An 11,441-nucleotide genomic window follows, 5' to 3' on the forward strand; every position below is an offset into this window, starting at 1 on the left:
CCACCGCGCCGTGGCCATGCGCACCGACAAACGCGGCTACGTCTTCGCCGGCACCGTCACCGTCGCGGCCATCCGCATCTGGCTGTGTGACCTCACCCGCCGAGATCGCTCAGACAGGCCCTAGGCGTGCCGATCGACCAAGCCGAGCCGGGCAACGAGGGTGGCGGCTCGATCGAGGTGTTCGCCGACGGCGCCGACGCGCAAGTCCGGTCGGACTACATCCAGCAGACCCTGCAGAGCCTCGGCCCGATCGCAGGCACGAAGTACCACTTCCTAGCCGGGCCAGTCCTCGTCCGTGTCAACGGCGAGCTGCCCCCGTCGGTGGCGGCTGAGTACGAGGCTGCAAGCGCTGGTCTGGCCTGATCCGACGCCCGATGCGACGGAGAGCTTGGCTCGTCGACCTCCGAAGAGGTCGACGAGCCAGAGCACACGGGCATCGCCGTCAAGCAGCGCGACCCGAACACGTCTGGCACAACGGTGGCGGTCCTCCATGGCCCGACCGCGCAGCCCCAGGCTGTGGCTTGAGGCAACAACGATCGGGTGTTACAGCGGCCGCAGTACTGGCGGGCCGGCCGAGATGTCCCATAGCGACCCACTTGAGGACACCGCTCATCGAGCGCGGCGACGAGCGAGGGCGCGCGAGAAACGAGAGAGCCACCTCGACTCGCGGAACGCCCTCTCCTGGTCCAACAGCAGTTGCGCGAGGGAGACCGTGTCGTCCGCCAACCTCGGGTCCAGCCTTCCGGAGTGGTCGAGATAGGTCCGGAGTCGCTGCTGAAGCTCATTCGCCCGCTGCTGGGGGCTGGCGGTCAGCACGACTCGACCGGCCTCCACCGATGGCTGAATGACGGTGCCGTCCTGCCCGAAGAAGATGTACTCGTCGTTCTCGACGTCGATGGCCTCGAAGTAGCCCTCGGCGGCTGCTAAAGAGGGGTGGACGTACAGGACGCTTGGCCCCTCAAACGTGTAGACCGCCAATCGTTGAGCCACCTCGCCAGCCTTCCTCACCCGGGTCGCCGCGAAGGCGACCGAGGGCTCCTTGGCCGCCCCCGTAGGGAGCCGGGGTCCTGTCTCTGAGCGGCCCACTTGGGGACACCACGAGGGGTCGATTGCGGCTGGTGTGCCAGGTCACGCGGACTGCTCACTGCCCAGCGGCCGGTGGAACCTCCGCCGTGGCACTGAACCTAGATACACCGCTGCCAGGGGCGCTCCATCGGCCAAGGGCTGGCGCCGTGGCGCTCAAAGCATCAGGAACATGCTTCCAGTCGGCGCGTCCATGTCTATGTTCTTGCCGGGCACGATGCTTGCTGTGATGACGACGAGGGCTTCGTCGACGTCAGCGGCAGGATTAAACCAATGGCGACTATCGACCGTCATGCGGTTCACCAGGCCATCGTCATCGAGTAGACAGTAGGTCGGTCCGCCGTCTTCCGGCTGAGAGAAGCCTTGCAACTGCTGCCTGTTGGCAGGACGGGTGAGTCCGTCGATCAGCGTCTTTGTCCGATTGTCCGTGTCCCCCAATGGGCGGCGCCCCTGGCGTGTAAGCAGCAATACATCCAGTTCGATAGCGGTACGGAAGCGCTCGTGGGCGGGTGAAATGAACTGCCAACCATCGACCTCAGATGTCACATGGCGTGCACTTGGACCGCCGAGCATATGTCCGATCTGCTCTCTGATCTGCGGATGGAAGGCGCGACGCAACCGGGCCTTCGCTTCGCTGACTCCGCGCTGAGTCGCAGGCAGATGTCCCTGGTAGGTCAGAGTGAGCTTCACCCCAACCATGTTGCCCGAGCGTTCACGGAGTTCACCTGCCCCGCCGAGATCTCGATGGGCAAGTCGAGTTCGTGGCGATGACGACTGCACCGATGCGCGTTACGGGGGCGTCTGCGGTTCCCGCGGGTACGGGAACCGCAGAGGGACTTGATGTCTCGAGGGTCCGACCTGTCGCGCCCGGCGCCAGGTGCCCCTAGAGCGCCTCGCGCGCCGGGCCTCGTATGCCTGAACCGCCCACTTAGGGACGCCGAACTGCCCCGCCGCCCTCAGACCCCGGCAGGACGACCGGCGCTACTTGATCAAGGGTGATCGACTGGCGGTTCGAAAGGTCAGCGTCAAGCCAAAGCCCGAGCGGCTTGCCGGCTCGAACTAGGCGATCGTCTTGCGATGTCCAGATGATCATGTCCAGCAGGCGAAGGTCAGGGATCAACGGCAAGTCCGGCACCAATTCACTGGCGTCCGATCGAAGCTGGGCGAGCGTCTCGCCATACCGGTCGAGGGCCGCGGCTAATGCGTTGACGACTCGCTCGATGCGTTGCCAGCGAGGTTGTCTTCCCTCACTGAAGCCCTCCCGGGCAAAGCCGAATGCCATCGCGACGTAGCCGTCCAGAACCGGGATGGAGGCCGGCCGATAGAGAGCCGCCATCTTCGTTGTCTTTGGCGCCCAGACCCCCTCATATCCGAACCTGCAGACCATCGTCACTGCCTGCCGACCCCTCTCGTCCAGGATGTTGAGATCCCCAGCCGGGACGGCGGCCAGACGCTTCGCAAATCTGGTCCGTTCCTCCAGGGTGAATCTGGCGACGTCGCCCACCTGCACGCGTCCGGCGAGCGCCCCCGCCCAAAGTAGGGACCAAGGAGTCAACGAGGCAAACAGCCCGGACTTGCGCGCCTGAACACCGCACAGGTCGTAGGACAACCACCCGCTTACAGGGTTGGTGCAGAACGACTTCACACGTGTCAACGCATGGTCGTAGGGGATCGGCGGCAATGCGGGCCCCGTGAATCCGCGAGCTACGTCGAACGCTTTACTGGTCGCCATCAGATCAGTCTGACGGTTCGCCCCGGCCAGTCGAACCCCGACCTCAGACGGCGGTGGCACGCCGTCCCCCGACACGCCGTCAGTGGACGCATGGCCGAGAGAGCAGGTCCTGGGGCCGTCTTATGTCCCTGAGCGGCCCATTCAGGGACACCGGGGTACGGACACTGAAAAGGTTCGACACTGGCTGGGAGCCCTTCTCGTCGGTGCCGAGCGCCAACTCTCCATCGGCTAGCGCTTAGTCGCCTTCGCGGTCGCATCCTGGGCAGCGGCTTGACGGGCTGCTTCCTGCCTCGCCGCCCGTTTTGCTTCCGCCCGGATCGAGGCTTGCCGGGCCCCCTCCTTCCAAGCAGCTTCGCGGCCGGCCTCACGCGTAACCCGGATCGCCTCTGCACGCCGGGCCGCCTCTGGACCTGGGGTAACGCGGAGCTCGGCCTCCTGCTCAGCCCAGATCAAGTCGCGCGCGGACTGGGCCGCCCCTAGCCGCCATCCGCCGTCGGCCACCTCAGCCGGCGCTCGCCGGGCGGCCGCCTCACTCCGGGCGCGCTGGGCGGCCACCTCCCGCTCCTCCACGGCGCGGAACACTCGTCGCGCGTGTACGTTCTTCGGACTCATCGCACCAGTCAATGAGTAGTAGAAGAGCGCAATGCCCTCCTCGCGCGCGTAGGTGAGAGCGTGGGCGCTGTAACCGGTACCGGTGAAGAAGAACAGCGCCTGATGCGTGTTGCGTCCCCCGCGTGCCCCGACGAGGCGTTGAAGCTCGGACCGGCTGACCTTCGCGGCCCGCCACTTGACCTGGGCGAGGGCGTCACGGGCTGCTACGTCGATACCGCCATCGGCACCAGCGTTGGTGACGTCGGCGTCTGCGTAGCCCCACCAGCGCATCCAGGCCGCGGCGTTCTCTTCAGCCAACTGCCACGTGTCGATTTGTAGGGGCTGCGGTGCCGGCAAGGACGACTCCTAGTTCGAGGTGCCCGAACAGGCTACAAGCGTGGCCATGCAATCCCTGGCAGCCGAGCTGGGAGCGGCGACTCGCCTGCGCTGCACGCTCAGCGTCCTGGCGACTGCCGATCCCTGAAGCCGCCCTGGGGACGAGCCCGCCCTCGTATCCTCAAGCGGCCCACTTTGGGTCCAGCGCAAGCGGCGACGTCCACCGGAGCGGTACAGCGTGGCCAGCTACTGTTCTGCGTGCCCTACCCCGTCTGGAGCTACTTCCCTCGCAACCTGCGTCCGCCACAGTGGGCCATTGACTTCGTCGCAGTCGTCGCGTCGGCCGAGGGCCAAGTCTCGACCGTCGAGAAGAAGACGGGCATCGACAGCGACGGAGTCTTGCGCGAGCTCGCTCCCGGGCTGACCAACCTGGGGTATGTGGTCGAAAGCGGCAAGACAAGGTCGGCCAAGATCTTTCGTCCCGTCCTCTTTGGCGAGAACGGCGTTCCCGAGGTGCAGTATGAAATCGACGCCTTCCACGATGGGCTGGGTATAGCCGTCGAGGTGGAGGCTGGCCGGGGGGCGGCGGGCAATGCCGACTACAGGGACATCGTGCGCACATCCCTCATCCTCGACGCGCAGCACTTGGCGCTCCTAATGCCCATCAAGTACCGGACCACATCAGGGCAACGGGCGCATGCCATTCCGGCCTACGAGCGAACTCGGAATCAATTTGCCGCCATCTACGCATCTCAGCGCCTGAGGTTGCCCTTCCAAGGCGTCTTGCTGATTGGTTACTGACTAGGCGGTACGCGAATACTCGTGGATCGATCGCGGCCGAAGGTGCTAGAAAGAATAGAAAGAGGCATGGGGTCAGGAGAGAAACCACGGATCGCGGACGCCGTCATCGGGCCACCTGAAGTGGCGAGGCCACCCGTACGCGTACAACGACTTGGCACCCCGCGACACATTGCAGCGCCAATGCGCTGGCCGAAGGTTCTCCAATGTCGTCAATCCCCCCTTGGACCAAGGAATCACGTGATCGGCGGTATCGGCGCCAGCCTCGCCGCACAAGTAGCACAAAGTGCCGAATGCCTCAAACATCTGGCGGACCAACTTGAGGTCCGCTTGGCGCGCGTGCGCACGGTCAGCGGTCACCCAGGGAACCTAGGCCGGCAGGCGGGGCCAACGGCTCAACCCTGTACTGGTCCAAGTTGCCGAACCAAGTCAAAGCGGCGAAGGAGGGTGGCGGAGACTCGAGGTACCTGCCGCCTCACGAGTGGTAACCGGACGAGCTTGACTGAGCCCTAAGCCTGCCGTGTCCCTGAAGCCGCCCTCGTCGCGAGCCGGCCGCAAGCGTCTGAGCGGCCCACTAAGGGCTAGTCGCCGAGCTTACTTAGGCTGCCGCCGTGGCCCGGGCTGGCTTGATCATCGGCATCATCGGAGCGGTCTTGGTCGTTGCGGACGTGGTCTATCGAGTCACGACGATGACCAACGTCATTGACGGGGGCGCCTCGGACACGGACTTCGATGCCGAGCTGCGGAGGGACAAGCTGCGGGCGCTGACGACGGGCGTGCCCGGCCCGGTACTGGTCGTCATCGGAGCCGTCCTGGTGTGGATCGGGGACTGAGCGGCCCACTCAGGGACATCACCAGCGAACTTCCACAGCTGGGTGAAGCCGCACGTGCAGCGCAGCACGCTGCTCGGCAGGCCGCCAAGATCAACGCTGCGGAGAGAGCCGCGCGCATCGTTGTCCGTCGATCGGAGGGTGATTATCGGGACGCCACGCGCTCATACAAGATCGAGATCGACGGCGTTTTAGCTGGCAAGGTCGGGCCAGGCGATCAGGTCGAGTTCTCCGTCGACCCGGGTGAGCACTCCATCAGGGCGGTCATCGACTGGACAGGAAGTCCCGTCACGCCAGTGACCGTGAGTCCCGGCGGGACGGAGCGGCTGATCGTTGAACCCGCTGGAAACGCGTTTACGGCGCTCCTGCAGATCTGGAAGCAGGATACGTACCCCACGCTGTCCGCCGAGTAACGACGGCGTAGGCCACCGCCCTCGCGCGTGTCTCCAAGGCCGCCCTGCGAGCGGCCGGCACGGGCGTCCCTAATCGGCCCATCAAAGGACACCCGCACTCGCACCATGGGGTGGCGACGCCTCTCCTGACGGTCGCCCCCGCTGTCGCCCCTCATAAGTTGTGCCGCATGACCAGGCGAGCCGAGCGCAACGTCGCCACCAAACCGTGGTTTCTTGTGCTGGCCGCGCTGATCGTCGTCGGTACCACCGGAGGCGTGGTCCGCGGGATCCTCACGCAGGACGCAGATGCCCTGATTCTCGTAGCAAGCACTGCGACGGCGGTCGGCTGGCTCGTAGTCCTCGTCCTCGGGGTGATTGGCCGTCGTCGCGAGCGGCGGGAACAAGCCGAGACAGGCAATGACCGTGATGGACGGTAAGCGAGTCGCAGTCCTCGGTGCCCTGGAGCCGTCCCAGGGTGAGCCGGCGGGACTGTCCCTGAGCGGCCCACTATGGGACACCTTGACCGGAGGCGCGTGGCGAGCGCGCCAGGGATCTGGCACGGCGCGAGCTCCGAGCCAGATGTCCATCCTGAGGGGCGCGGGGAAGGGGCTGGCCGCTCATCCCAGACCGTGCACAGTTGCCTGATCGGACGACCGCTAGCATTGCGCGTTCTCAGCTGCCGGACCGACTCCGGCCCTGTGCGATCGCGCTGAGTCGTTGGGCGTCCGCCTCGGTCTCGGCGGCATCATCAATCGTCCACGGGGGCGCCTGTTGCCGGTAGCGGGTGTCGTAGTCCGCGTTGGCGCGATCGACACTCGCCTTGCTGTCCAGAACGAGGTGCCAGTCCCCGTCGGGCATGCGAGCCCATAGGTCGTTGACGAACTGCACATAGCCGTCATCGTCAGTGTCGACGTACACGCGAACCAGCCTTCGAGACATGTGCCGACGGTAGGGCTGGTGGCGGCCGACCGCCGGCGTCTCCGCTCGATCGCCTGTCAGCCGCCTCCCGTCCTTGAGTCGCCGACCTTGGACAACGCGACCGGGTCGGACCTCTCACAGCCAGGGGTTGGAGTCGCCGGACGAGGCCGCGACCTGAAGTCACAGGGGGTGTCCCATCGGCCAGACGTGGTAGACCGACGACGTGGCAACGATGGCGCGTCTTCGCTTCGGACGGCTCGCGGAAGCGTGGAAGGGGGAAGCGTCGGACTTCACCCCGCTGTTAGCAGAACAGCTTGACGCAGTTGGCGCTGCGATTGGAGTGGATCTGACATCCCTGGGTGAATCCGAGGTTCAAACAACTGGCGGACGACGAATCGACATCGTGGCTCGAGGCGAAGATGGATCCGAGATCGTCATCGAGAACCAGTATGGCCGCGCGGATCACGATCACCTCACGCGCGGTCTAGCGTATGCAGTTGCTCGTCGAGCTCGAGGGCTCGTCATCGTCGCTGAGGAGCATCGTGACGAGTTCCGAGCCGTGGCTCAGTACCTCAATGAACTCGCGGAGCACGACACCGAGCGCGGTATCGCGGTGTGGCTCGTGGAGGCCAAGGCCGTACGGATCGAGGACAGCCCTTGGGCCCCCCTGTTCCAAGCCGTGGTCGAACCGAACTCCTTCACGGCGACGGTGGAACAAGCTAAGCAGTCTGAGGTCCTCGGCTCCCTTGAGGAGTTCTGGGGTCAATTCGAGTCGCCGGCCGCCCTCGCAGCCGCGAAGACCGTTTTGTCGAGGTGGGTAGGCGCTGGTTACCGCCGACGGCTTGGCCCAAACCATGTCGTCCTCGAGGCAGCTGGCCCTTCAAAGTCTGGCTATCGAACCGTAGTTGCTCTGTACTCCGATGGCCGCGTCCTTGTTCCCTTCGGCTCCTATGCAGGTCAGAACAGCGGCATTGCGATCGCCCCTCTCACGACTGCCGACTTCCGGTCGTCGGCTGACGTCTTGTTCGGGTTCAACGGCTCCGAACGACAAGCTCGGACTACCCCTAGCTGGCTCGCGCCGGAGGTAGCGGAACCGCTCCTTGAGTTCTGCTTCAACGTTGCGCACGCATACAGAGCGGCCTTGACCACGGCCGACATAGGTGAGCCCGGCGGTCGCCTAGTTTCCCAATAGCCGCGTGCCTGGTCGGTACGCCAGCCACGCCGAAAGCCTCGTTGCTAGCCGCTTAGTGTCCCTGAGCGGCCCATTAGAGGCACCCGACCCGTGCCAGTTCCGGGCTGTGCTCACGGTCCTTCAGAGTTCGAGGTCACGTGCCGATGACCGTTGTGGAGCGCACGCCGCTCCAATAAGCCAGCCGAAGCCCGCCGTGAAGGACGCACATGACTCATCCCACCACCGCCGCCGACCTGCAGGACACGGCCACGGACGAGGCTCTCTGCCCTGAGTGTGGTGCGGAGACAGCCGTTGACGCCGACCTCCGCCTGCAGGCGCACGGCGGCTACGAGGGGAAGCCGAAGGTATGCGCGGGCGGTGGCAAGGCTGCCGGGCACTTCACGGCGCCGCTGTTCCCGAAGCGCCCGAAGCGAGCGCTCCGCCCTGTCGTCGCGAAGGTCGCCTCTGTCAGGTTCCAAACCGAGGAGGCCTGGCGGACGCGGCTCACCTGCGCCAAGTGCTCCAAGATCGAGACCTTGCCGTACGCGACCTTCGAGCCGGTCCTGATGCCGTTCCACGGCAAGTGGGTTCAGGGCAACAGAGAGCCATGTCCGGGTGGGGAGCAGATAGCCGGGACGCAGAAGCTGATCACGCGCAAGGCCGATCGCAGCGACATGATGGTCGGGATCGGTTCCGTCATCGTGATCCTCGTTCTCGCGTTCTTCGCGCTGAGCAGCTGCTTCGGGGACGACGACGCTGACACCGCGTACGACAGCAACGACGTCTCGAGCTACGACACCTCGGACGGCTACCAGGCACCGTCCAGGTCCACTGCGCAGGCCGCGCCGCGCACGCAGGACACCTCGATACGTGACTACGTAAGGGCCGCCGGGATTAGCGACCAGCTCGTCGGCCAGCTAGGCCAGGTGGCCGGGGACACCGGTTACGGCCTTACGCGCGGAGTGCCACTCGCATTCGACGATGCGCAGTCGTTCGCCGTTGTGATGATCGACAACTGCAGGGAACTCAACGCCGGCACCGTGAGCATCGAGCAGATGATCAGCCGCGATGTCTCCGACGGGGCGCCCGTCGCGGATGCCAGGGCCATGGCGGCCTTCCTCCAGCAGACCTTCTGCCCCGCCGTGCGGTAGCCGGGGTTCAGGACGTCTGCGAGACATCAGCGACGACAACTTCTGCCCGAGTGGGGTGACGCTCCGGAATCGTTGAGCCGATGCCTGAGCCCGATCTGCGGAGCTTGAAGCAATACTCCCGGCGAGCGCTTCGCTACCTGCAACACCTGAGGCGACGATGTCGCCTCCCCGCTTGAGAGAGAAGTGAGGAGGCGTGGTCGCCGGCTCAGGTGCCTTTCGTGCCTGAGCGGCAGAGCAAGAGCTGGTTCGAAGACGTCACCGGGACTGTCCCTAAGGCCGCCTTCAGGGACATCAGCGGAGACGTCTGACACCGACCGTCCGCCTCAGCAGGACCGCCCGCGACGGCTGCCTGGCGACCCCAGGAGGTCCCTGGAGACCGCCGTCAGTGACGCCGTCGCCGTACTGGAGAACGACTGCAGGCTCGGCGCACCTTCGGAGCGACCTCGCGCGTCGTCCACAGCTGACAGCGCATTCACGGATGTCGCTTGAGGCGGCCGCTCGTTGGAATCGCGCGCTAGGTCCGGGACGAGAGCGGCAACGGGGCCGCTCCATCCCACCCAAGGAGAGCGCCGTGGCCAGCATCGCCCGCCGCCCGGACGGCACCCACCGCGCACGCTTCCGCGATGCGGTCGGCCGAGAGCACGCCCGGCACTTCAAGCGGAAGGTCGACGCCCAGCGGTGGCTCGACGAGATGACCGCAGCGATGGTCACCGGCCAGTACGTCGACCCTGCGGCCGGCCGGGTGACCGTCCGCGAGTATGCCGAGCAGTGGCGCGCCGCCCAGGTCCACCGGCCGACCACCGCCGCTCACGTCGAGACGATGCTCCGCCGGCACGTCTATCCGACGCTCGGGCACAAGCGGCTCGCCTCAGTCCTGCCCAGCGACGTCCAGACGCTCGTGAAGCGGCTGTCGGCCGAGCTGGCGCCGGCCACCGTCGGCGTCGTCCACCGCATCCTCGCCGCGGTCTTCAAGGCCGCCGTTCGCGACCGCCGGATCGTCGCCTCGCCGTGTGAGGGCACGCGGCTCCCGAAGGTGCACCGTGGTCGCATCGAGCCACTGTCGTGGGAGGCCGTCCATGCCCTCACGGACGCGATGCCCGACCGCTACCAGGCGCTCACCACGCTGGCCGCCGGGACGGGCCTCCGGCAGGGCGAGGTCTTCGGCCTCACGGTCGACCGCATCGACTTCCTCCGCCGCCAGCTCACCGTCGAGCGGCAGCTGGTCACCATGCCCGACCGCGCTCCCTACCTCGCGCCGCCGAAGACCCAGGCGTCGGTGCGGGTGGTCCCGCTCCCCCAGGTCGTCCTCGACGCCCTGGCAGCCCACCTGGCGGAGTGGCCGACGGATGGCCTGGTCTTCACCACGGAGCTCGGAGCGCCCATCCGCCGGACGGCCTTCTCCGCGCGCGTCTGGCGGCCGGCCGTGCGGCAGGCCGGCTTGAGCGGCGTCACGTTCCACTCGCTGCGGCACTTCTACGCCAGCCTGCTCATCCGGCACGGCGAGTCGGTGAAGACCGTGCAGGCCCGATTGGGGCACGCGAGCGCCGCCGAGACGCTCGACACCTACAGCCATCTGTGGCCCGACTCGGACGACCGGACGCGGGCCGCCGTCGACTCGGTCATGCGCGCATCTGCGGACTACGTGCGGACTCAGCACCCCCTCTGACTCCGTAAGCCCAGGTCAGAGGGGTGCGACGGACGAGTCGGCCTGTACGCCGGGTTCTGTCCTCGGGCGCCTCGCGGCCTCCCGATGGGCGGTCATCCATCTAGGCCCGCCGTTGCCGGCGGGCTCGAGCGGTCCACCCGCAGGCCTCGGGCGGGCAGCCCTCGAACGCCTGCGCGGGACGCCGGCCGGTCACCCGTCCGCCGTCCCTTCTCGACCTTGCTCCGGGTGGGGTTTACCGAGCCACACCGGTCACCCGGTGTGCGGTGGTCTCTTACACCGCCGTTTCACCCTTACCAGCGCGAACGCTGGCGGTCTGTTCTCTGTGGCACTGTCCCGCGGGTCACCCCGGGTCGCTGTTGGCGACCACCCTGCCCTGTGGAGCCCGGACGTTCCTCGGCGACGGGGTCTCCCCCGCCGACGCGACCGCCCGGCCGACTCGTCCGTCGTGCCGGTCAGTCTACGGGGCCACCCGACGGGGTTCCGCAACGTCCCGTCGCCACCGACACGCGCAGCGCGACGCGACACGCCGTCGACCACCTGCCAACTCCTCCAGTTCACCGCCCTGGAGTTGGCACGAGTGCACAAGCCCTCTACGGTTTGCCGCGTCCGGCCGGTCGTCGAGTCCCCCGACCGGGGGAACCGCGCCGGATGCCGCCGAGTCGGGGGGGGGGGGGGGGGGGGGGGGCGGGGGGGGGCCGCGGCGCGCGGGGGGGGGGGGGGGGGGGGGGGGCGGGGGGGGGGGGGGGGGGGGGGGGGGGGGGGGGCCGCCTCGG

At 67.0% G+C, this 11,441-nt stretch carries 14 protein-coding genes and 1 other RNA gene; 8 read left to right on the forward strand and 7 right to left on the reverse strand.

What is annotated here, in order from left to right; all coding sequences use genetic code 11:
• Positions 1–126: 126 nt before the first annotated feature.
• Entirely contained in the window at positions 127–363 is a 237-nt protein-coding gene (locus ACI8AD_RS24345) for a hypothetical protein (RefSeq protein WP_456873108.1), read from the forward strand.
• 246 nt (positions 364–609) lie between these two features.
• Here the strand turns inward: ACI8AD_RS24345 and ACI8AD_RS24350 are convergent, their stop codons facing one another.
• The 4 genes from ACI8AD_RS24350 to ACI8AD_RS24365 form a co-directional block, all read right to left on the reverse strand.
• Positions 610–1,086, reverse strand: a complete 477-nt coding sequence (locus ACI8AD_RS24350) for a hypothetical protein (RefSeq protein WP_456873109.1) — start codon at positions 1,084–1,086, stop codon at positions 610–612.
• Positions 1,087–1,239: 153 nt separating this feature from the next.
• Positions 1,240–1,773 carry a hypothetical protein gene (locus ACI8AD_RS24355; protein WP_456873110.1) on the reverse strand — a complete coding sequence of 178 codons (534 nt, stop codon included), beginning with the start codon at positions 1,771–1,773 and terminating at the stop codon, positions 1,240–1,242.
• A gap of 238 nt (positions 1,774–2,011) precedes the next feature.
• Positions 2,012–2,815: a DUF6308 family protein gene (locus tag ACI8AD_RS24360; protein WP_456873111.1), complete on the reverse strand. Its 804-nt coding sequence runs from the start codon at positions 2,813–2,815 to the stop codon at positions 2,012–2,014.
• Positions 2,816–3,043: 228 nt separating this feature from the next.
• A complete protein-coding gene (locus ACI8AD_RS24365) occupies positions 3,044–3,763 on the reverse strand; it encodes a restriction endonuclease (protein WP_456873112.1) in 720 nt (239 codons plus the stop codon).
• 237 nt (positions 3,764–4,000) lie between these two features.
• Here ACI8AD_RS24365 and ACI8AD_RS24370 point away from each other — a divergent pair, with 237 nt between their 5' ends.
• Positions 4,001–4,543 (forward strand): hypothetical protein, encoded by a 543-nt coding sequence (locus tag ACI8AD_RS24370; RefSeq protein ID WP_456873113.1) that lies wholly within the window; start codon positions 4,001–4,003, stop codon positions 4,541–4,543.
• 72 nt (positions 4,544–4,615) lie between these two features.
• On the opposite strand, the gene ACI8AD_RS24375 is transcribed toward ACI8AD_RS24370, so the two are convergent.
• Positions 4,616–4,846, reverse strand: coding sequence for an HNH endonuclease (locus ACI8AD_RS24375; protein WP_456873121.1), 231 nt, complete (start codon positions 4,844–4,846; stop codon positions 4,616–4,618).
• Between the two features lie 305 nt (positions 4,847–5,151).
• Here ACI8AD_RS24375 and ACI8AD_RS24380 point away from each other — a divergent pair, with 305 nt between their 5' ends.
• The 3 genes from ACI8AD_RS24380 (at position 5,152) to ACI8AD_RS24390 (ending at position 6,199) form a co-directional block, all read left to right on the forward strand.
• Positions 5,152–5,373, forward strand: coding sequence for a hypothetical protein (locus ACI8AD_RS24380; RefSeq protein ID WP_456873114.1), 222 nt, complete (start codon positions 5,152–5,154; stop codon positions 5,371–5,373).
• Entirely contained in the window at positions 5,358–5,783 is a 426-nt protein-coding gene (locus ACI8AD_RS24385) for a hypothetical protein (protein WP_456873115.1), read from the forward strand. Before ACI8AD_RS24380 ends, ACI8AD_RS24385 begins: the two co-directional genes overlap by 16 nt.
• 167 nt (positions 5,784–5,950) lie before the next feature.
• Positions 5,951–6,199, forward strand: coding sequence for a hypothetical protein (locus ACI8AD_RS24390; RefSeq protein WP_456873116.1), 249 nt, complete (start codon positions 5,951–5,953; stop codon positions 6,197–6,199).
• Positions 6,200–6,434: 235 nt separating this feature from the next.
• On the opposite strand, the gene ACI8AD_RS24395 is transcribed toward ACI8AD_RS24390, so the two are convergent.
• Entirely contained in the window at positions 6,435–6,680 is a 246-nt protein-coding gene (locus tag ACI8AD_RS24395; protein WP_456873117.1) for a hypothetical protein, read from the reverse strand.
• Positions 6,681–6,903: 223 nt separating this feature from the next.
• Here ACI8AD_RS24395 and ACI8AD_RS24400 point away from each other — a divergent pair, with 223 nt between their 5' ends.
• From ACI8AD_RS24400 to ACI8AD_RS24410, 3 genes are all read left to right on the forward strand, one after another.
• Positions 6,904–7,872 carry a hypothetical protein gene (locus tag ACI8AD_RS24400; protein ID WP_456873118.1) on the forward strand — a complete coding sequence of 323 codons (969 nt, stop codon included), beginning with the start codon at positions 6,904–6,906 and terminating at the stop codon, positions 7,870–7,872.
• A 206-nt stretch (positions 7,873–8,078) separates the two neighbouring features.
• Positions 8,079–9,002, forward strand: coding sequence for a hypothetical protein (locus ACI8AD_RS24405; RefSeq protein WP_456873119.1), 924 nt, complete (start codon positions 8,079–8,081; stop codon positions 9,000–9,002).
• Positions 9,003–9,573: 571 nt separating this feature from the next.
• A complete protein-coding gene (locus ACI8AD_RS24410; protein ID WP_456873120.1) occupies positions 9,574–10,668 on the forward strand; it encodes a tyrosine-type recombinase/integrase in 1,095 nt (364 codons plus the stop codon).
• Between the two features lie 29 nt (positions 10,669–10,697).
• On the opposite strand, the gene rnpB is transcribed toward ACI8AD_RS24410, so the two are convergent.
• An RNA gene (gene rnpB / locus ACI8AD_RS24415) (RNase P RNA component class A) lies at positions 10,698–11,107 on the reverse strand.
• Positions 11,108–11,441 lie beyond the last annotated feature (334 nt).

The organism is Geodermatophilus sp. SYSU D00766, from assembly GCF_054049915.1.

What these genes read in the sequence shown, in the direction of transcription:
- ACI8AD_RS24390 (WP_456873116.1), top strand. Translation starts at nt 5,951, where the DNA reads ATGACCAGGCGAGCCGAGCGCAACGTCGCCACCAAACCGTGGTTTCTT.
- ACI8AD_RS24375 (WP_456873121.1), bottom strand. Translation starts at nt 4,846, where the DNA reads ATGTTTGAGGCATTCGGCACTTTGTGCTACTTGTGCGGCGAGGCTGGC.
- ACI8AD_RS24360 (WP_456873111.1), bottom strand. Translation starts at nt 2,815, where the DNA reads ATGGCGACCAGTAAAGCGTTCGACGTAGCTCGCGGATTCACGGGGCCC.
- ACI8AD_RS24405 (WP_456873119.1), top strand. Translation starts at nt 8,079, where the DNA reads ATGACTCATCCCACCACCGCCGCCGACCTGCAGGACACGGCCACGGAC.